General features: G+C 54.9%; 18 protein-coding genes. 17 read left to right on the plus strand and 1 reads right to left on the minus strand.

Annotated features, from left to right (window positions below):
• Positions 1 to 121: 121 nt before the first annotated feature.
• The 11 genes from CGZ75_RS21375 (at position 122) to CGZ75_RS21425 (ending at position 15621) form a co-directional block, all read left to right on the plus strand.
• Positions 122 to 2215, plus strand: coding sequence for a bifunctional aldolase/short-chain dehydrogenase (locus CGZ75_RS21375; protein WP_089526290.1), 2094 nt, complete (start codon positions 122 to 124; stop codon positions 2213 to 2215).
• Positions 2216 to 2296: 81 nt separating this feature from the next.
• Entirely contained in the window at positions 2297 to 3571 is a 1275-nt protein-coding gene (rhaA, locus tag CGZ75_RS21380; RefSeq protein WP_089526291.1) for an L-rhamnose isomerase, read from the plus strand.
• Positions 3568 to 5064, plus strand: coding sequence for a rhamnulokinase (locus CGZ75_RS21385; RefSeq protein ID WP_089526292.1), 1497 nt, complete (start codon positions 3568 to 3570; stop codon positions 5062 to 5064). The genes rhaA and CGZ75_RS21385 overlap by 4 nt, the downstream gene beginning before the upstream one ends.
• 75 nt (positions 5065 to 5139) lie before the next feature.
• The gene (locus tag CGZ75_RS21390) at positions 5140 to 5898 is read left to right on the plus strand and encodes a DeoR/GlpR family DNA-binding transcription regulator (RefSeq protein WP_089526293.1); all 759 of its coding nucleotides are present in this window, start codon (positions 5140 to 5142) and stop codon (positions 5896 to 5898) included.
• A 323-nt stretch (positions 5899 to 6221) separates the two neighbouring features.
• Positions 6222 to 6863 (plus strand): LbetaH domain-containing protein, encoded by a 642-nt coding sequence (locus CGZ75_RS21395; RefSeq protein WP_089526294.1) that lies wholly within the window; start codon positions 6222 to 6224, stop codon positions 6861 to 6863.
• A 360-nt stretch (positions 6864 to 7223) separates the two neighbouring features.
• A complete protein-coding gene (locus CGZ75_RS21400; RefSeq protein ID WP_176444951.1) occupies positions 7224 to 9302 on the plus strand; it encodes a methyl-accepting chemotaxis protein in 2079 nt (692 codons plus the stop codon).
• A 607-nt stretch (positions 9303 to 9909) separates the two neighbouring features.
• Positions 9910 to 10899 carry an ABC transporter ATP-binding protein gene (locus tag CGZ75_RS21405; RefSeq protein ID WP_089526296.1) on the plus strand — a complete coding sequence of 330 codons (990 nt, stop codon included), beginning with the start codon at positions 9910 to 9912 and terminating at the stop codon, positions 10897 to 10899.
• A complete protein-coding gene (locus tag CGZ75_RS21410; RefSeq protein WP_245851031.1) occupies positions 10896 to 11888 on the plus strand; it encodes an ABC transporter ATP-binding protein in 993 nt (330 codons plus the stop codon). Before CGZ75_RS21405 ends, CGZ75_RS21410 begins: the two co-directional genes overlap by 4 nt.
• A 74-nt stretch (positions 11889 to 11962) precedes the next feature.
• Complete coding sequence (locus CGZ75_RS21415) at positions 11963 to 13627, plus strand: ABC transporter substrate-binding protein (RefSeq protein ID WP_245851033.1); 1665 nt, start codon at positions 11963 to 11965, stop codon at positions 13625 to 13627.
• Between the two features lie 84 nt (positions 13628 to 13711).
• Positions 13712 to 14716 carry an ABC transporter permease gene (locus CGZ75_RS21420; protein ID WP_089526297.1) on the plus strand — a complete coding sequence of 335 codons (1005 nt, stop codon included), beginning with the start codon at positions 13712 to 13714 and terminating at the stop codon, positions 14714 to 14716.
• Positions 14717 to 14748: 32 nt separating this feature from the next.
• Positions 14749 to 15621 (plus strand): ABC transporter permease, encoded by an 873-nt coding sequence (locus CGZ75_RS21425; protein WP_089526544.1) that lies wholly within the window; start codon positions 14749 to 14751, stop codon positions 15619 to 15621.
• A gap of 189 nt (positions 15622 to 15810) precedes the next feature.
• Here the strand turns inward: CGZ75_RS21425 and CGZ75_RS21430 are convergent, their stop codons facing one another.
• Positions 15811 to 16467, minus strand: a complete 657-nt coding sequence (locus tag CGZ75_RS21430; protein ID WP_089526298.1) for a DUF2306 domain-containing protein — start codon at positions 16465 to 16467, stop codon at positions 15811 to 15813.
• Positions 16468 to 16659: 192 nt separating this feature from the next.
• On the opposite strand from CGZ75_RS21430, the gene CGZ75_RS21435 reads away from it, so the two are divergent.
• From CGZ75_RS21435 to CGZ75_RS21460, 6 genes are all read left to right on the plus strand, one after another.
• Positions 16660 to 16929 carry a hypothetical protein gene (locus CGZ75_RS21435; protein WP_089526299.1) on the plus strand — a complete coding sequence of 90 codons (270 nt, stop codon included), beginning with the start codon at positions 16660 to 16662 and terminating at the stop codon, positions 16927 to 16929.
• A 185-nt stretch (positions 16930 to 17114) separates the two neighbouring features.
• Positions 17115 to 17843: a (Fe-S)-binding protein gene (locus tag CGZ75_RS21440; protein WP_089526300.1), complete on the plus strand. Its 729-nt coding sequence runs from the start codon at positions 17115 to 17117 to the stop codon at positions 17841 to 17843.
• Positions 17840 to 19549 (plus strand): LutB/LldF family L-lactate oxidation iron-sulfur protein, encoded by a 1710-nt coding sequence (locus CGZ75_RS21445; RefSeq protein WP_245851035.1) that lies wholly within the window; start codon positions 17840 to 17842, stop codon positions 19547 to 19549. The genes CGZ75_RS21440 and CGZ75_RS21445 overlap by 4 nt, the downstream gene beginning before the upstream one ends.
• A gap of 115 nt (positions 19550 to 19664) precedes the next feature.
• The gene (locus CGZ75_RS26590) at positions 19665 to 20561 is read left to right on the plus strand and encodes a LutC/YkgG family protein (protein WP_089526546.1); all 897 of its coding nucleotides are present in this window, start codon (positions 19665 to 19667) and stop codon (positions 20559 to 20561) included.
• Between the two features lie 26 nt (positions 20562 to 20587).
• The gene (locus CGZ75_RS21455; protein WP_089526301.1) at positions 20588 to 21301 is read left to right on the plus strand and encodes a FadR/GntR family transcriptional regulator; all 714 of its coding nucleotides are present in this window, start codon (positions 20588 to 20590) and stop codon (positions 21299 to 21301) included.
• A gap of 220 nt (positions 21302 to 21521) precedes the next feature.
• Positions 21522 to 22508, plus strand: coding sequence for a Gfo/Idh/MocA family protein (locus CGZ75_RS21460; protein WP_089526302.1), 987 nt, complete (start codon positions 21522 to 21524; stop codon positions 22506 to 22508).
• The last annotated feature ends 82 nt before the right edge of the window (positions 22509 to 22590 follow it).

Genomic DNA, 22590 nt, shown 5'->3' on the forward strand with positions numbered 1-22590 from the left:
AAAAACAGATATTCAAACCAAAACAAACATGATATAGTTGGATCAAGCAAATTCAAAGATTATTTATCGGCATTAATTCTCTTTTTACCTATCATTCAAACAAAAACGGAGGCAGTTCAACATGGTGCAAAGCTTATGGAGGCAAGAGGAAGCGGATAAGGCGGCATCCGTAACAGAGAGTTCGTCTCTGGAAGGGCTCGCAGGACTCGTTTACCGTTCCAATCTCATTGGGGCTGACCGGTCTGTATGCAACTGGGGCGGAGGCAATACATCAACAAAGACGGTTGTGACGGACTTCCGCGGCCGCGAGGTCGAGGTCATGTATGTAAAAGGAAGCGGCTCCGATCTAGCGACGATGAAGGAGGGCAATTTTACCGGTTTGCGTCTTGACGATGTGCGTCCGCTCTTCGAGCGGGGGGAAATGAGCGACGAGGATATGGTTGCCTATCTCGCCAATTGCATGATCGACTCGCGCCATCCGCGCGCTTCCATCGAGACGTTGCTCCATGCGTTTCTGCCGTTTAAACATGTGGACCATACCCATCCTGATGCGATCATCTCGTTATGTTGTGCGGATAATGGCCGCGAGCTTGCTCGCGACATTTTCGGCGATCGCTTCGTTTGGGTGCCTTATATCCGTCCGGGCTTCACCTTGTCCAAAATGATCGCCGAAGGCGTGCGCTCCAACCCGCAGGCCGAGCTCGTATTGATGGAAAAGCATGGCCTCGTCACCTGGGGTGAGACGCAGGAGGAGTGTTACGCGCAAACGATCCGCATCATCAGCGAAGCGGAGTCGTACATCGAAGCTCGCGTCAACGAAGCGAAGCTGTTCGGCGGACTGAAGCATGCTCCGCTGTCGCAAGAGGAGCGTCGCAGCATCGCGGCCGCCGTCATGCCGCTGATTCGCGGTGCAGTAAGCGACGAGAAGCGTATGGTGCTTACTTTTGACGATAGAGATGACATTCTGGCATTCGCTGGTGGAGCGGACGCACCACAGCTGTCGCAGGTCGGTGCTGCTTGCCCGGATCATCTTGTGCATACGAAGGTCGTGCCGCTGCTCGTCGACTGGGCGCCGGACGCTTCCAACATCGAAGGACTCAAGATGCTGCTCAAAGAGGGAATCGAGACGTACAAAGAGAACTACAAAGCGTATTTCGAGCGCAACCGCAATGAGGGCGACAAATGCTTCGAGGCGGCTCCGCGTGTCATCCTGATTCCTGGCGTGGGCATGGTGAACACCGGCAAAAGCGAGGCCAACTCCCGTGTGAGCGGCGCGCTTTATCATCGGGCTGTTGCGGTCATGCGCGGCGCGACGGCGCTCGGCCAGTTCGTATCCCTTAGCGAAAATGAATCCTACAACGTTGAATACTGGCCGCTTGAGCTGTATAAGCTGTCGCTCGCTCCTGCCGAGGCTGAATTCTCGCGTCAAATCGCCTTCATCACCGGCGGCGCTGGCGGCATCGGCAGCGAAACCGCACGCCGCCTCGCTCTCGGCGGCGCGCATTTGGTGCTTGCCGATCTCAATCTTGAGGGCGCGCAAAAGGTTGCCGACGACATCAACGCTCGCTTCGGCGAGGGCCGTGCAATCGCGGTACGTATGGACGTCACTAGCGAGGAGCAAGTTGCGGCAGCTTATGCCGAAGCTGCTCTGTCCTATGGCGGCGTGGACATCATCGTCAACAATGCCGGTCTCGCTACGTCCAGCCCGTTTAATGAAACGACGCTGAAAGAATGGAACCTCAACATCAATGTGCTCGGCACGGGATATTTCCTCGTCGCTCGGGAAGCTTTTCGCCAGATGCAGGAGCAGGGACGCGGCGGCAGCATGGTATTCATCGGCTCCAAAAACTCGGTGTATGCAGGCAAAAATGCCTCCGCTTACAGCGCAGCTAAGGCGCTTGAAGCACATCTGGCGCGCTGTATCGCTGCCGAGGGCGGCGAGTTCGGCATCCGTGTGAACACGATTCTTCCGGATGCTATTCTGCAGGGCTCGGCCATCTGGAACTCGTCCTGGCGCGAGGAGCGCGCCGCAGCCTATGGCATCGCACCGGATCAGCTAGAGGAGTATTATCGCCAGCGCACAACGCTGCGTGTCAACATTTATCCGCGTGACATCGCGGAGGGCATTGCTTTCTTCGCCTCTTCCCGCTCGGAAAAAACCACCGGTTGCATGTTGACGATCGACGGCGGCGTACCGGCGGCGTTCACTCGATAATGTGCCTTTACTCCTGCTGCGCCGGCGCAGCAGGAGCATTCCCAAGCATCATCCTATATAACCTAAGGAGGCTGACGTCAATTGAACCCAACCATTAGACAAAGCTATGAGCTGGCACGGGAGCAGTACGCTAAACACGGCATCGATACCGACGCAATTCTAGAGGAGCTCTCCCGCATCAAGCTGTCCGTCCACTGCTGGCAAGGCGATGATGTTCGCGGTTTCTTGTTCCAGGATCAGGAGCTGTCCGGCGGAATTTCCGTCACTGGCTCTTACCCGGGGGCTGCTCGTACTCCAGATGAGCTGCGGGGCGACCTGGAAAAAGCGTTCTCACTCATTCCCGGCAAGCACAAAGTCAACCTGCATGCGATTTACGCCGATACCGCCGAAAAGGTGGATCTGGACGCGCTGGAGCCGCGCCACTTCCAGGCTTGGGTTGATTGGGCGGCAGAGCAGGGGCTTGGCCTCGACTTCAATCCAACCTGCTTCTCGCATCCAAAGGCTGCAGACGGCTTCACGCTTAGTCATCCCGATGAGACAATCCGGCAGTTCTGGATCGACCATTGTAAGGCTTCCCGCCGTATTGGTGCGTTTTTTGGCGAGACGCTTGGCCAGCCATGTGTCACGAATGTATGGATTCCTGACGGCTACAAAGACATTCCTGCGGACCGTCTCGCACCGCGCGTGCGCCTGAAGGAAGCGCTCGATGAGGTATTCTCTGAGCCGCTTGATCCGGCTCACAATCTGGACGCAGTGGAAAGCAAGCTGTTCGGCATCGGCTCCGAAGCTTATGTTGTCGGCTCGCATGAGTTCTACATGGGCTACGGGCTGCAAAACAACAAGCTCATCTGTCTTGATTCCGGGCACTTCCATCCGACGGAGACAATCTCGAACAAGCTGAGCTCGTTGTCTCTGTTCGCTTCCGGCATTTTGCTGCATGTGAGCCGCCCGATGCGCTGGGACAGCGACCATGTCGTCATTCTTGACGACGAGCTGCTGGAAATTGGGCGCGAACTTGTACGCGGAGATTTGCTGGAGCGTACACATATCGGCCTCGACTTCTTTGACGGCAGCATCAACCGCGTCGCTGCTTGGGTCATCGGCACGCGCAGCACGCTGAAGGCGTTGATGCGTGCAATGCTTGAGCCGGCAGAAGAGCTTCGCCGGGCAGAGCTGGCTGGCGATTACACGACTCGCCTGGCATTGGCGGAGGAGTTTAAATCGTATCCATTCGGCGCAATTTGGGATTACTACTGCGAACTCAGCGGCGTACCAGCTCGCGAAGCATGGCTGGCCGATGTCAAAGAGTATGAACAACAGGTTCAGCTTCCACGCGGCGAGGAAGCGCGCGTATGACGACGCGCCTTGCCTTCGACCTTGGAGCGGGCAGCGGCCGCGCCGTGCTGGGAAGGCTGGGCAGCCGCCGCATCGAGCTGCAGGAAGTACATCGCTTCCCGAACCAGCCGGTACAGGCCGGTCCACGCCTGCACTGGGACATTCTGCGGTTGCTGCATGAGCTGAAGCAGGGACTGCTGCAAGCCAAACGGCATGCCGGTCAGGAGCCTGCCAGTATGGCGATCGACTCATGGGCGGTCGACTTCGGACTGCTCGGAGCGGACGGCGAGCTGCTCGGTAACCCAGTTCATTATCGGGATCGACGTACAGATGGCGTCATGGAGAGGCTCCGCGAGCGTCATGGCGACGAGTGGCTGTTCAGTCGCAGCGGACTACAGTTTCTGCCGTTCAATACGATCTACCAGTTGGCCGCAATGTCAGAGCAGGGTTCGCCGCAGCTAAAGCAGGCGCAGACGTTGCTTATGATCCCTGATCTGCTGCGTTATTTCCTCACTGGCGTGAAAAGACAGGAGTTCACTAACGCGACAACGACTGGCTTGTTGAACCCGCAAACTCGCAGCTGGGACAATGAGCTGCTCAAGGCAGCTGGTGTTCCGGTGCGGCTGTTTGCACCGCTCGCTCAGCCGGGCGCGGCCGCAGGCGAGTTGACCGAGGCGCTGCGCGGGGAGCTCGGGCTCGGCCCGATCGAGGTGCTTTGCGCCGCGGAGCATGACACGGCCTCAGCCGTTGCCGCTGTGCCGGCGCTGGAGGACAACTTTGCCTACCTAAGCTGCGGCACCTGGTCGCTCATGGGCACGGAAGTGCCAGAACCGGTGCTTAGCGCGGAGGCGTTACGGTATAATTTTACGAACGAGGGCGGCGTAGAGGGCAGCTGGCGTCTTCTGAAAAACATCATGGGGCTGTGGATTTTGGAGGAAACGCGCCGCGAGTGGGAGCGTGAAGGGCATTGCCCGGGTTATGCCGAGCTTCTACAGGAAGTGCAAGCGCTTCCTGCTGGCGGGCCGCTCATTGATCCCGACGACAGCCGCTTCCTGCATGCCGGTGCAATGACGCCGCGCATCCGGGAGTGGTGCCGGGAGACCGGCCAGCCGGAGCCTCGGGGTTATGGCGGGTACGCTCGTTGTATTCTGGAAAGTTTGGCTTTACAATACCGTTATATCTTCGAGCAAACGGAGCAGGCCAGCGGGCGGAGGTTCTCCGGGCTGCATATGGTCGGCGGCGGTATCCAGAACCGACTGCTTTGCCAGTGGACGGCCGACAGTCTGGGGCTGCCGGTATGGGCTGGACCGGCCGAGGGCAGTGCCATCGGTAATCTGGCAGTACAGTGGATCGCTGCTGGTGAGCTGTCTGGTGTACGGGAAGCGCGCCGCGTTATCCGCGATTCATTTGACGTTGAGCAGTATGAGCCATCCGGCGGTACGGGAACGAGTGCTATGGCAGCGGAAGCTTATGGTCGCTTCCTTGCGCTTAAGGAGAAGATGGCGGCTAGATAGCTACGAGGTTTCGAGAGTAAGACGATGAGAGCAAGACAGTTACGGGTTTGCAAGGGCAAGAAGGAGGAGAGCAACATGCTTGCGGCAGAGCGCTATGAGCAGATCGTGCAGCTGGTCAACGAGCGCGGCAGTATCCGGGTTACCGAGCTCAGCGAGTTATGCCGAGTGACGGAGGAGACGATCCGCCGTGATCTGGACCGACTGGAGCAGGAGGGCCGGCTGCGCCGCTCCCATGGTGGAGCGGTGAGCGTGCGGGAGACGCAGCCGGAAACTCCGTTCGCGGAACGGGAGGTGACCTTCGCGGCGCAGAAGCGGCGCATTGCGGCCGAAGCCGCGCGCAACGTGCGTCCGCGTGAGCGCATCCTGCTGGATGCAAGCTCCACGGCTTGGTATATGGCGCGCGAGCTGCCAGATATGCCGCTTACGGTGCTGACGAACTCCGCCAAAGTAGTGCTGGAGCTAGCTTCCAAGGAGCAGATCCACGTTATTTCTACAGGAGGCCAGCTCTCGCGCGGCTCGCTCAGCTACGTCGGACCTTCCGCGGAGCGTTCCTTGGAGGAGTATCATGTCGACAAGGCGTTTCTCTCCTGCAAGGGATTGCATGTGGAGCGGGGACTGAGCGAGTCGAACGAGCTGCAAGCTCGAATCAAGCAGCGCATGCTGCAAATGGCGGACGAGGTTTTCCTTCTAGCCGATGCGAGCAAGCTCGGACTGCAGTCGTTCACGCGCTTCGGCAGCTTGAGTCAGGTCGGCACGCTCATCACGGATGACCAGCTCCCGGTAGACAGCGCGACCGCGCTGCGGGAAGCCGGGCTGAATGTAATAGTGGTCTAACATATGGGAAGAACGGGACGAAGCAGAGCAAGGCTGCTTCGTCCCGTTTATTTTGTCCCCGAACGATCTCGGCAATCACCGAAAACCCCACCATTCGCTCGACTTAGTGAAGTGAAATGAGAAGATCTGACTCAACAGAGATCGGAGGAGTAATAATTGGGGACGGATTGAGGGGCGGGGAATGAAACGAATCCTGCTGACCTTGGAAGGCCCCAACAAATCAGGTCTTTCGAATTCTAACGAATCCAGCGTTTGCGGTCAATTTAGCAAAACCTGCATATAGTGATGACTGAAAAGGAATGTTCAGTCAAAGGAGCTTGATTATGAATAATCTTTCCAGAAAGTTGAACTCAACCAGTAAGAAACCGCTAGGGCCTGTCAATGTGTTTACGAGGTTCATAAACAAAAATCCTAAAACTTCGTTAACGCCCGTTCAAACGTATCCGAAAATTAGCAAAACTGCATTTTTAAGCCCCTATACGAGCGTAGTTGGGAATGTCACGCTTAGCAAGAACGTATTCGTAGACCAACATGCTGCGATTCTGGCCGATAGAGGAGGCCCTATTTTTGTCGGTGCGAACACATCCATAGTAACAGGAGCGGTTTTGAACGGCGAACGTAAGCGCACGATTGGAAACAAAAGCTATTCCATTATCATTGGCAAAAAAACGGTCATTTCGACTGGAGCCCTTGTGAATGGAGCCAGCATAGTCGGGGATGGCGTCGTGGTCGGGGGCAATGTGTATAACTCCATAATCGGGGACGGCTGTTTTATAGGCGCAAATTCGACTGTTCGAAGGGTCACCATTGCTCCTAATCGATTCGTACCGCACGGAGCTGTCGTTGTTACGCAAAAACAAGCGGATTCTCTTAGGAAAGTTCCGTCGGATTTTATCGCCCTCTACAAGGAGCTCTACGCAACGTATCAGACGCTGCGAGCTGGCTACTCCAGAATGTATGGCTAAAGGAAGCCGTTCGGTTCGTAACGTTCATTACTCATTCGGAAGAGGCTGCAGCTTTTAATCCAGGCGCAGCCTATTTTCCATGTAACAATTAAAGACGGTATTCTTCTAAGTGCAATCGACAGCGCATGCTTATTTAAAGGTTAACTCCTTCAAGAAGCCTCGCTATGCGCATCTTGTGGAAAGCCGATCTGTTTGCTCGTGGGCGCTATGCGGCCGACATGCAACAGATGGGCTTTTTTTCATCATTCACCACAGAGATGAAATTTATCGACAAAACGAAATCCCCTTAAGCTGAACACGTTATATGCCGAATAATGTCGTACAGCTATGATAATTGTCGATTATTTTGGAGGGGTACAGATGGTTCAATGGATTCGCAAAATTGTAGGCAAGGTACAGAGCCGATTCCACCATATGGGGTTGAGAGGAAAGATCCTGACGGGGGCTATCACCGCTACGGTGCTAATTTTTTTGGCCGTGTCGTTCGTCATCTATCGCAACGCAGAAAAGTTGATTATCTCTAATTTGAACCAGGTGCTTTATTATGAGAAAAGGGAGCTTGCCACCAGTGTGGCTTCACTATTGAAACCCGCGGAAGATAGTGTCGAGCTGATCAGTAGAAATGTGTTCATTCGCAATTATATCCAAAGTGTAGAAACTCCTGAAGCGGCTGAGGTCACGCCCGGTTACAGTGAAATGGTAGATACGCTTGCTTTGATCCATGAGAACAATCCCGATCTTCTCCGTGTATATATAGGCTTGGACAACGTGAACCGGCTGCTCAGTCATGATGAGATTGAGTTACCATCCGGTTATGACACGAAGCAGCGTCCTTGGTATGTGAACACAATAAAAAATGATGGCATGACCATCAGCGATCCTTATGTGGATTCAAGTACGGGCTTGCTTGTCGTCACGGTCAGCACCCCGATTAAAAATAAGGCCGGGAAAACCCTTGGAGTCGCACTTGTCGATATTGCCATCGACCGGATTGAAAAGCTGTTAGGATCGTTCAACTACCAGGGCAGCGGATATGCTGTCTTGACTGATCGCTCGGGCTTGATCATCTACCATCCTAATGACGATTACAGGATGAAGAAGAAAGTTACCGAACTCGGCGGAGGCTGGAATAGGATTGCTAAAAGTATGTCGCAAGGCGAGTCAGGTGTCCTAAAGTCGGATCTCGATGGCAAGCTGCAATACGCCTCCTACGACGAAGTGTTGAACGGGCAGTGGGCAATTGGGCTTGTCGTTCCGGCGTCCGTTGCGGAGCAGGAGCTTCGCAGCTTCGAGCTTATTTTCGTGAGTTCCATTGTTGCATTCATCTTGCTGCTCTCAGCCATTCTGTACTTTATTACCGAGGCGTTACTGAAGCCGTTCCCTGTGCTGACCGCGGCCTTCCAGAAGGCAATGGAGGGGGATTTGACCGCCCGAGTAGACATCAAGGCAACTGGAGAGATGGTCATCCTGATAAAAGGGTTCAATGAACTCATTGCCTCTCAGCAGCGACTGATCGGGGACATTACCGATAGCTCGCACAGCATCTCGGAAGCAATCGACCAAACGGAACGAAACGCAGCCGGGCTGGACGAGAGTATCGGCGACGTCTCGGCGACAACCGAACAGCTTTCGGCAGGTCTTGAGCAGACCGCCGCTTCGATGGAGGAGATGAACGCCTCTACGATTGAGATTGAAACCGCCGTAGAAAGCATGGCACGCAAAGCCCAGGAGGGCGCGGAGTCTGTCGTGCGAATCAACGGCCGAGCTTTGCAATTGAAGGAAGAGGCGCTTCAATCTCGTGAAGAAGCGGAACATATGTATGGAGCGGCCGGTGAGCGGCTGCGCGGGGCAATTGAACAATCGGAAGCCATCCGCCAGATCGACCAGTTGGCTAAATCTATTTTGGAAATTGCGGCTCAGACCAATCTGTTGTCGCTCAATGCTTCGATTGAAGCGGCGCGCGCCGGTGATGCAGGACGGGGCTTTGCGGTTGTTGCAGGGGAGATTCGCAAGCTAGCGGAGCATTCGCGCCAATCCGTGTCGGAGATTCAGCAGGTGACAGCAAGCGTAAGCTCGGCGGTGAAAGAGTTGGTGTCTGCGTCTGAGAATATATTGACCTTTATGGAGCAAAAGGTGCTGCCGGATTACGAAGACATGCTGCAAACCGGAGTACGTTACAGCGAGGATGCCAGAGATGTTGAAGAGCTGGTCACCGATTTCAGCGCGACATCACAGCAACTGCTGGCTTCAATTCAGAATATGCTGAATGCCATCAGCGAAACGACGATTGCGACCTCGGAAGGAGCAGAGGGAGCAGAAAACATCGCCGACAAGTCCGAAGGGATGAGCGACCGCTCAAACGGCATCGTTGCGCAGATGTATGAGATCAAGGCGAGCACCGCCAATCTGGTGGAAAAGGTTTCGCATTTCAAGGTATAGGTAGCTAGACAACAAGGTTCTAGGAACCCGGAAGCGCAGCTAGTCCATTCAAGTACAAGCTAACGGTTCTGAGAGAGCTTATTCCCTCACAAACACAAGGTAGCTTGATCCATTTTGGTTTGGCATAAATAGCAGGGCTCGCCGAGTTTCTCAGCGGGTCCTGCGTTTTTTAGTTTCTACACTCAAAAAAACAATTCATTTTGAAGCATTTTTTAATTTTTTTATCCCACATTACAGGGTTAAATCCAGAAACATGTATGAAAATGATTTTGAAAGCGTTTTATCAATGTCATATTACCTACATTATCTCGGCTGAATTTGATCCTTAAGTCCCTTGAATTGCTATAATTTTACACATTAAAAGCGAATCTCAACTTAATATATGAATAAATATAAACTATTTCTAATATTTATTTAATATTTACGAAAACCATATTTTCGGTTTACAATCAGTGTTAATAAACCTTACTTATCTACTGATATACATTCAGTTGACGGAACATTTCGACTTTTAATCTAGAAAGCTGATTTTTACCACAAAAAGTAATCCCGTTAACGCGTTTTAATAATAATGCGTCAATGAACTAAAGTGAAAAGGGGCGCGTATATGGGTTCCAACTTGCTTGAGATTCACAACCTGCACACCCATTTTGTAACGGAGCGTGGAGTAATTCCAGCCGTGGACGGGGTGGATCTGATCATCCGCAAGGGAGAAATCGTCGGCGTGGTCGGAGAGTCTGGCTGCGGCAAGAGCGTCACCTCTCTCTCGGTCATGCGGCTTCTGCCACAGCCACCTGGCAAATATGCCGGCGGGGAGATTCGTTTCAAGGGCGAGGAGCTAATCAAAGCTCGTGAAAAAAGGATGAAGCAGATTCGCGGCAATGAAATATCAATGATTTTCCAGGAGCCAATGACCTCGCTCAATCCGTTGCTCACGATTGGGGAACAGATTATCGAGACGCTGCGGGTACATATGCCAATCGGCAAGAAGGACGCGACCAACCGCGCCATAGAAATGCTCAAAAAGGTCGGTATCGCACGCGCCGAAAGCATCGTTCGTTCCTATCCGCATCAGCTGTCCGGCGGAATGCGTCAGCGGGTCATGATCGCTATCGCGCTTTGCTGCGAGCCCGAGTTACTCATCGCTGATGAGCCGACGACTGCTCTGGACGTGACAATTCAGGCGCAGATTCTTGATTTGATGAAAAAGCTGAATCGCGATATGGGGACGGCCATCATGATGATTACCCATGACCTCGGCGTTGTCGCTGAGATATGTGAAAGGGTTGTTGTCATGTATGCCGGCAAGGTGGTCGAGGAAGGCGCAGTGCGTGATATTTTCGCGAATCCCCGCCATCCCTATACGCAAGGGCTAATTCGCTCGATCCCTAAAATGGACGAGGAGCAGAGCAGGCTCTACTCCATCCCAGGTCAGGTGCCGAAACCCGGCTCGATTACCGAGGGCTGCCGATTTGCCCCCCGTTGCGAGCATGTGATGGACATTTGCAAAAGTAAGCTTCCTGAGCTGATTTCGGGGGCGAATCCGGCGCATCGGTCGCGCTGCTGGCTGAACACAACGCAGGAGGTGGCGAATTGAGCGCATCAATCCTGCAAGACAAACAAGAAACACTGCTTGAAGTGGAGGAGTTATGCACGTACTTCCCTATCCGCAGTGGCGTCATGCAGCGTGAGTCGGGGCAGGTAAAGGCGGTGGACGGCGTCAGCTTCCAGGTCCGCCGTGGGGAGTCATTCGGCATTGTAGGGGAGAGCGGCTGCGGCAAGTCAACAACCGGCCGCTCGCTGTTACGGCTGATCGAGCCGACTGCTGGCAAGGTCCGCTTCGACGGAAAGGATATTACCGGCATGGAGAGCGGCAGCCTCAGAACGCTGCGGCGAGACATGCAGATGATTTTCCAAGATCCGTTCGCTTCGCTCAACCCGCGCCATCGGATCTCCAAAATTCTGGAGGAACCGCTCATCGTGCACGGCATAGGTAAAGCGGCCCAGCGCCGAGAGCGAGTCGCCAAAGTTTTGGAAACGGTTGGGCTGAGCGCGTGGCAGCTGGAACGTTATCCTCATCAGTTCTCTGGCGGCCAAAGGCAGCGGATCGCGATTGCCCGTGCACTGATGCTTGAGCCCAAGCTGATCGTGGCGGACGAGCCCGTCTCTGCGCTAGACGTATCCATTCAGTCGCAGATTCTGAACCTTATGCAGGATCTGCGTGAGCAGATGGGGCTGACCTATGTGTTCATCGCGCATGATCTGAGTGTGGTGAAGCATTTCTGCGAGCGTGTGGCGGTCATGTATTTGGGCCGGATTGTGGAGCTGGGAGACAAGCGCTCCCTGTACGGGCAACCAAAACACCCCTACACGCAAGCGCTACTGTCCTCGGTGCCGAGTCCGAACCCGGGCGCCGTTTCGGAGCGGATCATTTTACAAGGCGAGGTGCCGAGTCCGGCGAATGCTCCCGCAGGTTGTGTGTTTCATACGCGCTGTCCCCAGGCGATGGACATTTGTCGGCAGGAACGTCCTGTGCTGAAGTCGGTATCGCAAGGCCATCAGACGGCTTGTCATCTCTACTCCTAGAGCTGATTGCGGAGTGGGATTGCAGCAATATAGCTTTTTAAATTTAGGGTTGTTATTAAGGGGAGGTAAAGAAATTGAGGAAATGGCAATCTGGAGCAGCGCTGCTGCTCGCTTCCGTACTCGTCTTCACCGGCTGTAGCGGCAATAATTCGCCTGCTGCCAACAAGGGCACGCCGGCTCCAAGCAAAGCCCCGTCTACTAGCCCGGCTCCGTCCACGGGTGGAGCAGGTTCCCAAGACACGCTGATCGTGGCGCGCGGTGGCGATGCCGCCTCGCTTGATCCAGCTATCGTAACCGATGGCGAGTCCATCAAAGTTACGGAGCAGATTTTCGAAGGATTACTGACTTACAAAGCGGACTCCACGGAGATCCAGCCGGCTCTCGCCGAGAGCTATGAGGTATCCGAGGATGGCTTGACCTACACGTTCAAGCTGCGTCAAGGCGTCAAGTTCCATGACGGCACCGACTTCAACGCCGATGCAGTCGTATTCAACTTTAACCGCTGGTTTGATCCAGCGGGCCCGTACAAGTTTGAGGGAGACTCCTTCGACTACTACGATTCGATGTTCGGTCCGGATGGCTCCCGCGTCATCAAGGAGGTCAAAGCTGTTGATCCTGCAACGGTGCAGATCGTGCTGAACAAGCGCCAAGCGCCGTTTTTACAGAACATCGCCATGCCATCCTTCGGTATCGCCTCGCCTAAAGCGATTGAGGAGAAAAAGGACAAGTTCAAGAGCGAGCCGGTCGGCACAGGTCCTTTCACCTTCAAAGAATGGAAGCGTAACGAGTCCATTACGATCGAGAAAAACCCTAATTATTGGAAACAGGGACTGCCCAAGCTGAACCGCGTTATTATTACCGTCATTCCGGAGAACACGGCGCGCTTCACAGCGTTGCAGAATGGCGAGATCGATTTGATGGAAGGCGTGAATCCAGACGATCTGGCCGCGCTGGAGAGCAATGCCGAGCTGCAGAAGATTGTTCGTCCTTCCTTCAACATCGGTTATGTTGGCTTCAACGTGAAAAAGAAACCGTTTGATGATCCAAAGGTGCGCGTCGCACTGAGCCACGCTGTCAATAAAGCAGGCATCATTCAAGCATTCTATGGAGGCTTGGCCGAGCCAGCCATCAATCCGATGCCGCCAAGCACGCTTGGTTACAACAAGGACGTACAAGATTATCCGTACGATCTAGAAAAAGCGAAAAAACTGCTGGCCGATGCCGGTTACCCGAACGGTCTGCCAGAAGAGATGGTTTTTTATGCGATGCCGGTAGCTCGTCCGTATATGCCTGACGGTAAAAAAGTTGCCGAAGCGATTCAGGCTGACTTTGCCAAAATCGGCGTGAAGACGAAGATTGAATCGCCGGAATGGGCGACCTATCTCAGCGATCTGAAAACAGGAGAGAAGGAAGATCTGTTCATGATCGGCTGGACGGGCGACAACGGAGACCCTGATAACTTCCTGTTCACACTGCTGCATAAGGACGCAATCGGCAGCAATAACTACGCCCAGTATTCCAATGAAGAAGTGAACAAGCTGCTCAGTCAGGGACAATCCGAGACGGATCCAGCTAAGCGCGAGGAGCTGTACAAACAAGCTCAAGTACTAATCAAGGCGGATGCACCGTGGATTCCGCTCGTTCACTCCACGCCGCTGCTCGCAGGCAAGGCCAATATCAAAGGTTATGTGCTTTCCCCGACGGGATCGGAACCGTATAGCGAAGTTTATTTTGAGTAGCAGCCTCAGAAGCTCGGAAGACGTCAGGATCATTCCTGCCGTCTTCTCTTCTTGAAGCGATGCTGACCGCAAGGAGCGACCAACATGCTGAACTATACGATACGCCGCCTGCTGATGCTAATTCCGGTGCTGTTGGGCATGACGCTGATCGTGTTCTCCATCATCCATGCTATTCCCGGCGATCCGGCAGATGTCATTCTGGGGGAGAAGGCGAGCAATGAATCCAAGCAAGCACTTCGTGAGCAGCTCAAGCTGGACCAGCCGCTTTATGTACAATACGGTGACTATCTCGCCAAGCTGCTGACCGGGGATTTGGGCAATTCCATCCGTACCCGGGAATCGATTGCAGAGGAAATTGTTCCCTATCTCGCCGCTACGCTTGAGCTAACCGCCTTTAGCATGATCTTTGCTGTTGTCGTCGGTGTGAATGCCGGCATTTTCAGCGCCTGGAAGCAGAATTCCTGGTTCGACTACACAAGCATGCTGATCGCGCTCATCGGAGTGTCGATGCCGATCTTCTGGCTTGGGTTAATGGAGCAGTGGTTGTTCGCGCTTGAGCTCAAATGGCTGCCCTCGATCGGTCGAATGAACCCGCGCGATCCGGTGGATTCTGTCACAGGCTTGTATCTGATTGATACGCTGCTGGCTGGACGCTGGGATCAATTCTGGACGGTGCTGAAACATCTCATTTTGCCGAGTATCGCTCTGGGTACGATTCCAATGGCAATCATTGCGCGGATGACGCGTTCCAGCATGCTCGACGTACTTCGCTCGGACTATATTCGTACGGCCAAGGCCAAAGGTATTTCGCAGTTAGGCGTCATTTACAAACATGCGTTGCGGAATGCTTTCATCCCTGTGTTGACCGTCATTGGCCTGCAATTCGGCCTGCTGCTTGGCGGCGCGGTGCTGACAGAGACGATTTTCGCTTGGCCTGGCATCGGAAGATACATATTCGACGCTATCAGCGCGCGTGACTATCCAGTCATTCAATCCGGCATTCTGATCATTGCGTTAATATTCGTTCTTATCAATCTGCTGGTTGATCTGCTGTACGCCGCGGTCGATCCGAGAATCAGCTACAAGTAGGAGGGGTACCCGTGTCTCAACCGGCTGTCCAAATGTCTGTTCCGCCACCATCGCATGCCGAGGTATCTTCTCCATGGAGCGACGCCTGGCGCGGCTTCCGTCGAAATCGCCTGGCAATGATTGGGCTTGGTATTATCGTGTTTTTCATCCTGATTGCCGCATGCGCTCCGTGGCTCGCTCCGTTCGATTACAAGGAACAGGATCTGATGGATCGGCTGAAAGCACCAAACGGCGAGCATTGGTTCGGAACCGATGATCTTGGTCGAGATATTTTCTCCAGGATCGTGTATGGTACTCGCATCTCATTGTGGGTTGGATTCAGCTCTGTGCTCGGTTCCATTGCTGTCGGTACGCTGCTGGGTATTGTGGCCGGTTACTACGGTAAGTGGGTTGATACGATCATCTCGCGTCTGTTCGATATTCTGCTCGCGTTTCCGGGTGTTCTGCTGGCAATCGCCATCGTAGCTGCTCTCGGGCCATCGCTGCAAAATGCACTGATCGCAATCGCGATCGTCAATGTGCCGGTGTTCGGTCGGCTCGTCCGGGCCAAGGTGCTCAGCCTGCGGGAGGAGGAGTACATCACAGCCGCGCGCTCGCTCGGCATGAAGAATTCCCGCATCCTGCTGCATCACATCCTGCCGAACTGTCTCGGACCTATTATCGTGCAGGGTACTCTCGGCATTGCCACGGCTATTATTGAAGCAGCGGCACTCGGCTTCTTGGGCCTCGGTGCCTTGCCGCCGGAGCCGGAATGGGGCAAAATGCTATCCGACTCACGTCAGTTCATTCAGAAGGCGCCGTGGACGGTGCTGTTCCCCGGCCTGTCGATTATGCTGACCGTACTCGGCTTCAACCTGATGGGCGACGGACTGCGCGATGTGCTTGATCCGCGGATGAAAAGCTAGCTAACTGAAAGGCCAGTCCTAAGCCTGCCCTTGAAGAGAAGAAGCGCCGACAGCGATGTCGGCGCTTCTTCGTGAATTGAGAAACTCTCGTCATGTTTCAAGACGGCAGGGTTTCTCTTAGTATTTGAGTCTGCTCGGCTGGAACGGCAGAGCAGCTTCTTGAAAGCGGGGTGGCTACTGAAGATGAAGTCAGCCGGCCTGCTGTATAGGGCTGTCTTTAGGCAGCTTCAGTAGTCGGATAGCTGCCTCGCCGGCAATCAATAGGAAAGCAATGTTCGTATACAGAGCGAGCGTATAACCAAGCGCGTAATCCAACCCGAGCCCGGAATAAAAGAACGTGGTGAACATATGCAGAGTCAAATTATTGAAGCAAAAAGCATAACTCCGGATCATGCCGCGTTTATGATCGGAGAACCGGCGCTGCCTTGCGCTGCGGATTGCGAGCACTGTAATCGCCGGCCACAGGATGCTCAGCAGATTGAACGGTACGCTTGTCCATTTGCCGCCAGTAGCATATGGGGCCATGTAGCCGGAGGTCAGGCAGATGATGAACACACTGGCAAAATAAATATAGCCGTTCCAGCGATGAACTTTTCCTGCGCGTCCGGAGCGGCGGCTGCGGGGAGAGAAACCAAGCAGGCCGCATAGCGTTGCCAGGCAAGCGGCAGTGATATGAACGTACAGCACGGCGAGCCACACTGGCTCGCTGTTCGGCTGGGCGGAATCCGGCTTTCGACTCAAGAAACTGGCGGCTTGCGGATCAAGCACGTAATTTTTATAGAGCGCGTAAGCGACGATGGCTGTAGCTGCGACGCCAAGCAAGCGCAAGGTAAGTTTGGAGGACATTGATGAAGCGCACACGCCTTTCTTCACTTAATGCAACGTCTGTCATTGTACCATCCTGTTGGCCGAAAGGCTCGGGCTTCTAATTTGAACTAGCCTATTGAGCCCTATTCAGCTTTGAAGCTCTATGATAGACTACTTACTAATATGGAATACTTTAGAAAATGATAGAGATGAAAGGAAGGCGTCGATAGGATGAAGCTTCGTCTTATTATCGAGTCTATGGCGGCCGGTTTGCTGTTGTGGCTCATCTTCAGCGTGCTCGGCGGTATGCTGCTGACTATTCTGAGCGTCCCTGAAATCACAGAAGGATATACGGGATCGGTGAACGTGGAGAGTCGGGTTGAGTTTGGCCGGAAACCCGGATGGTGGATGAATGTCCTACAGTGGGTGGCTGCGAGCGCGATCTATCTACTGTTCCGGCTTGGGATTCGGGCCGTATGGTCGCGCAGACGCGGGGCTTGAGAATTAGCGATAAGTGAGAGCTTAAGCTAGTCGAATACTGGGATGGGGTTGCAGACAATGCGGGCCCATCTTTTTTTGCTGCGAGTGGCCGTTTCCCCTCTGTTCAGGTGAAGAAAGCTGAAGTATACTGGATGTAATCAACTCAACTTGTCTGACAACCTGATAAATTATAAAGAGGTGCATTCATGAAAGTATCCGTGTTTATCACCTGTTTGAGCGATGCGATTTACCCGCGTGTCGGGGAAGCAATGGCACGAATTCTGGCTCGCCAAGGCGTGCGGCTGGAATTTCCTAAAGTGCAAACCTGCTGCGGCCAGCCTGCTTACAACAGCGGTTATTGGGACGATGCCCGCAAAACGGCCCGGACGATTCTGAGCGCCTTCCAAGACAGTGATTTTGTCGTTTCTCCTTCAGGTTCATGCACGTACATGATCCATCATTACGAGGAGTTATTCAAGGATGAGCCGGAGCTGCAACGTCAGGCGCGGGAGCTGCAAGCGAAGACATACGAATTCACCCAGTTCCTCGTTCAGGTGCTTGGTGTAACGGATTTGGGGGCGCATTTTCCGCATAAAGTGACCTACCATCCTTCCTGCCACGGAAGCCGTCTGCTCGGTATTAAGGAAGAGCCGATGCAACTGCTGCGCGGAGTGGAGGGACTCCAGCTCGTTCCGCTGCCGTTTGCGGATGATTGTTGCGGCTTCGGCGGTACGTTTGCTGTCAAAATGGCGGATATATCCGGTGCGATGGTCACGGAGAAGGCCGACCATATTAAGGAGACCGAAGCCGAAGTGCTGGTCGGCCTGGACATGGCTTGCCTGATGAATATCGCGGGTAATTTGCGTCGACGCGGCGAGCCGGTACGAGTGATGCATTTGGCGGAGCTGCTTGAGGAAGGAGTGAAGGTCGGATGAGCGTGCGCACGGAGCAAAAGGGGACGAATGCCCCAGCATCGACTACTGCTGAGTCGTTAGACCGAGCGGCCGGCCGGCAGATTACGGATTTTCTTGCCGGAGATGACATCGCGGCTGGCACCGGCACAGGCGTGGCGGAGCATGGGCGAAGCGGCGAAAAGGTTCGCAAAGCTTCCGCGCATCCGCGTCCGTCGGCCCAGCCCGACACAGTCCGCGAGCGGGCGGGACTGGCGCTGAACGATGAGTTCCTGCGCAAAGCGGTTAAGTTCACGACAGAACGGCTGCGTAACGGGAAGTTAGAAGCTTCCGAGTCCCATGGCAACTGGGATATTTGGCGTGAGCAGGGGCGGCAGATCCGGCTGCACACAATTGCGCATCTGGATTATTACTTGAATCTATTTGCCGACAATGCTCGGTTGAACGGGGTTCATGTGCATTTTGCCGCTACGGCGGAAGAAGCTGTCTCACTGTCCCTTGCAATCGCGGAGTCGGTTGGCGCACGCACGGTCGTGAAATCCAAGTCAATGGTGACGGAGGAGCTGCATCTCAATCACGCGCTGGAATCGATCGATGTTGAGGCAATTGAGACTGATCTTGGCGAGTACATCATCCAGCTTGCTGGCGAGACTCCTTCGCATATCATCATTCCTGCAATCCACAAAAATCGCTACCAGATCGCAGAGTTGCTCTCCGCTGACGCTGGCGAAACACTGTCTCCCGACACGACGATTTTGGCGGGTTATGTGCGGCGCAAGTTGCGTGAGAAGTTTTTGGAAGCGGATATTGGGATGACGGGCTGCAACTTCGCGATAGCGGAGACGGGTTCGATGGTGTTGTTTGAAAATGAAGGCAACGCCCGCATGGTCACGACCGTGCCGAAAACGCAAATTACACTCATGGGAATGGAACGGATCATTCCTTCCTGGGAGGATCTTGAGGTCATGGCCACGCTGCTGCCGCGCTCGGCTACCGGCCAGCGGTTGACCGTATATATGTCGGGCATTTCTGGCCCACGCCGCGAAAGCGATGCCGACGGGCCAGAAGAAATGCATATTATCATCCTCGACAATGGCCGCTCCAATCAGCTCGGCGACCCGGAATTCCAGGAGTTGCTCAACTGCATCCGTTGCGGCGCTTGTTTGAATGCCTGCCCGGTGTACCGGCATATCGGAGGACACGCCTATGGCGGCACTTACAGCGGCCCAATTGGGGCCGTGCTCACACCGGCTCTCAAAAGCAACGTCGCCGAGTGGGATGACATTGCCAGCGCTTCGAGTCTTTGCGGCGCCTGTTATGAAGCTTGTCCGGTTAAAATCCCGCTGCATGACATGCTTGTTTCGCTGCGTCGACGCAAAGTCGAGGCAGGGCGCGGTAACCCGCTGGAGACAATCGGCATGAAAGGGTTCTCTACCGTCGCCGGTAACGCAAAACTGATGGGAGTCGCCCTAAAGATGGGCCGGATCGGCCAGCGGCTGATCGCCCGGAAAGGCGTCATTTCTACACGTATCGGCCCGCTCAAAGGCTGGAACACATACCGTGTTACGCCAACTCTTGCAGAGCAGCCTTTCCGCGAGCGCTGGGCAACGCTGGAGGAGGAACTGTCGGCCGGGCTGAGGGAGATGAACCCGGCGATGAAGCGCCGTATGGAGGAGAAAGCGCGTGAGAGCCGCGAGGCCGCGCAGCGGAAGGGAGATGGCGGACATTAACAGGAAGACTGAGGGAACGACAGACATTAATTTGCAAGCAGAGGGAAGAGCGGATCAGCGTCGCCTGTGGCTACAGGAGCTGGAGCAAAAATCCATGGAACGTCAGGGGACGTTCATGGATAGCATTGCGGCCAAGCTCGGGCGGCCTCGCCAGGTGGCGAAGCCGGAGCAGCCGCATCGTGGTGCGCCAGATCTGTGGCGTAACTTCGAATGGAGCGCGGAAGAGCGGGCAGAGCGGTTCCGGCAGTATTTTACGGCGGCTGGCGGCCATGTGGAGCAACTGCCGGACTTGGCGGCGGCAGGTCAGTTCATTGCCGCGAAAGCCCGCGATATGAAGGCGCAGCGAGTGCTGCGTCAGGACCAGCCGGAGCTTGCGGCGCTGGGGCTGGAGGCGGCGCTGCCGGAGCAGCAGGTACGTGTCTGGAACCGCGATGCCTTTGCAGGGCAAGCGGCTATGGGCGGCGCTGAGTCGGGCACAAGCGCGGTAAATGAGGCTGAGCGGCTAAATGCGGTTCAAGCATCCGCAAGCGCTGGGACTGAAGCTGAGCGGCTAGATGCGGCTCAAGCATCTGCAAGCGCTGGGACTGAAGTTGAGCGGCTAGATGCGGCTCAAGCATCTGCAAGCGCTGGGACTGAAGCCGACCGGCTAGATGCGGTCCAAGCGTCCGCGAACAACCGCGAGCGCTGGCTTGCCCACGCCGCGGAGGCTGACTTTGGTGTGGTGCTTGCCGATCATGCCGTCGCTTATACCGCCTCTGTCGTCGTAAAGTCCGCAGCTTACAAGGGCCGCAGCGTCAGTCTGCTGCCGACGGCGCTGTTCGTGATCATCCCGCGCGATCGGCTGAAGACGCGGCTCGGGGAAGTTTTGCAGCCGTTAGATGAAGCGGGCCGGGCGGCACTGCCGGCGGGCATTCATTTTATATCCGGCCCGAGCCGCTCCGCGGACATCGAGAACGACCTGACAATTGGGGTTCATGGGCCTGGTATTGTATACGCTCTACTCATCGGGTAGGATGAGGGCAAAGGGGGCATTGGGCTGTGGAGGTCAAACCGCTAAGCAAGCAAAATCATTATGAGGCGATTGCGGAGCAACTGCGCCGTCTGATCGACGAGGGCAGCGTCGCTGCAGGCGAGAAGCTGCCTTCAGCGCGTGAGCTGTCGGAGCGCTTCGGCGTCGGCCGCTCCACGATGCGTGAGGCGCTGAGCGCCCTGAAGGCGATGGGCTACATCGACATCCGCCAGGGCGGAGGCAGTGTCGTACGCCCGCTAGCGGAGCGTCTTCCGGCGGGTGTACCGCCGCTGCTCGCCGCTGCGCAAGCTAGCCGCGAGGAACTGCTGGAGCTGCTCGAGGCGCGCCGCTCTCTGGAGCTGGCTAACGTTGCGCTAGCCGCGCATAAGCGCAGCGATGCGGATCTCGCTCGGCTGCATGAGCTGTCGGACGGCATGCGGCTGACGCTCGGCGATGATCTCGCCGGTGAGCGCTTTGATATGGAATTCCATTTGGCGCTGGCTCACGCGACTCATAATCGCATGATGGTCCAGCTTTACGAGTCGCTGATGGCGCCAATCGAGCGCACGATTCGTGCGGTTCGGCGGGCCGAGCTGTATTCAAGCCGCGAGGTAGCCGGCCAGCTAGCTGATGCTCATGAGCTTATTTTGCAAGCCGTGGAACGAGGAGACGCTGAGCTGGCTGCTGCTGAGATGGACGCTCATTTGGAGCATGTGGAGCAGATCGTGATGCGACATCTTTAATTTGAAATTTGGAACTCGAAATTCAGAACTATGAATATGGAATTCGGAATTACAAATATGGAATTCCGAACTCGAAAGTCGGCATTTGAGCAAGGAATGACGAGCCCAGCAGGCAGGAATTCCTGTCCGTTCCGCGAATAGGGTTTTTTAGAAGGCAGAATTGGCTATTTGCGCATTGAAGGAATGCTGATCTGCTGTACGCGACAGGAGGCGGTTCATAATGGGCGACAAAGAACGTGATATTCGTTGGGGGATCGTAGGTCCCGGAGGAATTTCAGATAGCTTCGCAAACGATCTTAAACATGTCCCTGGTGCGAGTTTAATGGCTGTTACCGGACGCAATGCGGATAAAACGAAGGCTTTTGCCGACAAGCATGGAATTCCACGCAGTTATGGAAGCGCTGCAGAGCTAGCTGCTGATTTGGATGTAGACATCGTGTATATCGGGACGATCCATCCTGCGCACAAGCAAAATATGCTGGATTGCATCGCCGGAGGCAAACATGTGTTATGTGAAAAGCCGTTCACGATGGATGCCGAGGAGGCCCGTGAAGTTGCAGCAGCTGCCGCAGCCAAAGGGGTATTCGTAATGGAGGCGATGTGGACACGTTTCCTGCCGCCAATCCGCAAAGTAAGACAATGGCTGGACGAAGGCCTCATCGGCGAGGTCAAGTTGCTGAAGGCTGAATTCGGCTTTGATTTTGGATGGAATCCAGAGCATCGCCTGCTAAAAAAGGAGCTGGGAGGCGGCACGTTGCTCGACGCTGGTATTTATCCGGTTTCCTTCGCTTCCTTTGTGTTCGGTGAACAGCCGACCCGGATTCAGAGCGTCGTCAACATCGGGAAGACAGGTGTGGATGAGCAGTTCTCTTTGCTGTTCGAGTACGAAGGAGGAAGAACAGCTTCGCTGCATGGAGCGATCCAACTGCTCATGGAGAACGAGGCCTGGATCTACGGCACGAAGGGCAAAATCCGCGTTCCCGGCTTCCTATGGTCCAACCGTGCAGAACTGCATGTACAAGGCCAAGAGCCCGTCATCGTTACGGATGAACGGGAATTTCATGGTTACGTCTACGAGGCGATGGAGTGCATGACGGCCATCCGCGAAGGGCGAATGATCAGCGACACAATGCCGATGGACGAAACGGTTGATATTATGGCTACGCTTGATGCCATTCGCTCTCAGTGGGGCTTGAAATACGAATAGCGTATTCCCTAGGGCATAGCGTCAGCGCTGATAACGCGCTTCCTATTGTTGCCCGCCAACGCTTGCTAATGCTTGCTAGCCA

It is taken from the genome of Paenibacillus herberti (assembly GCF_002233675.1).
Classification (GTDB): domain Bacteria; phylum Bacillota; class Bacilli; order Paenibacillales; family Paenibacillaceae; genus Paenibacillus_O; species Paenibacillus_O herberti.

What these genes read in the sequence shown, in the direction of transcription:
- CGZ75_RS21375 (WP_089526290.1), top strand. Translation starts at nt 122, where the DNA reads ATGGTGCAAAGCTTATGGAGGCAAGAGGAAGCGGATAAGGCGGCATCC.
- CGZ75_RS21385 (WP_089526292.1), top strand. Translation starts at nt 3,568, where the DNA reads ATGACGACGCGCCTTGCCTTCGACCTTGGAGCGGGCAGCGGCCGCGCC.
- CGZ75_RS21390 (WP_089526293.1), top strand. Translation starts at nt 5,140, where the DNA reads ATGCTTGCGGCAGAGCGCTATGAGCAGATCGTGCAGCTGGTCAACGAG.
- CGZ75_RS21395 (WP_089526294.1), top strand. Translation starts at nt 6,222, where the DNA reads ATGAATAATCTTTCCAGAAAGTTGAACTCAACCAGTAAGAAACCGCTA.
- CGZ75_RS21400 (WP_176444951.1), top strand. Translation starts at nt 7,224, where the DNA reads ATGGTTCAATGGATTCGCAAAATTGTAGGCAAGGTACAGAGCCGATTC.
- CGZ75_RS21405 (WP_089526296.1), top strand. Translation starts at nt 9,910, where the DNA reads ATGGGTTCCAACTTGCTTGAGATTCACAACCTGCACACCCATTTTGTA.
- CGZ75_RS21420 (WP_089526297.1), top strand. Translation starts at nt 13,712, where the DNA reads ATGCTGAACTATACGATACGCCGCCTGCTGATGCTAATTCCGGTGCTG.
- CGZ75_RS21425 (WP_089526544.1), top strand. Translation starts at nt 14,749, where the DNA reads ATGTCTGTTCCGCCACCATCGCATGCCGAGGTATCTTCTCCATGGAGC.
- CGZ75_RS21430 (WP_089526298.1), bottom strand. Translation starts at nt 16,467, where the DNA reads ATGTCCTCCAAACTTACCTTGCGCTTGCTTGGCGTCGCAGCTACAGCC.
- CGZ75_RS21435 (WP_089526299.1), top strand. Translation starts at nt 16,660, where the DNA reads ATGAAGCTTCGTCTTATTATCGAGTCTATGGCGGCCGGTTTGCTGTTG.
- CGZ75_RS21440 (WP_089526300.1), top strand. Translation starts at nt 17,115, where the DNA reads ATGAAAGTATCCGTGTTTATCACCTGTTTGAGCGATGCGATTTACCCG.
- CGZ75_RS21445 (WP_245851035.1), top strand. Translation starts at nt 17,840, where the DNA reads ATGAGCGTGCGCACGGAGCAAAAGGGGACGAATGCCCCAGCATCGACT.
- CGZ75_RS26590 (WP_089526546.1), top strand. Translation starts at nt 19,665, where the DNA reads ATGGATAGCATTGCGGCCAAGCTCGGGCGGCCTCGCCAGGTGGCGAAG.
- CGZ75_RS21460 (WP_089526302.1), top strand. Translation starts at nt 21,522, where the DNA reads ATGGGCGACAAAGAACGTGATATTCGTTGGGGGATCGTAGGTCCCGGA.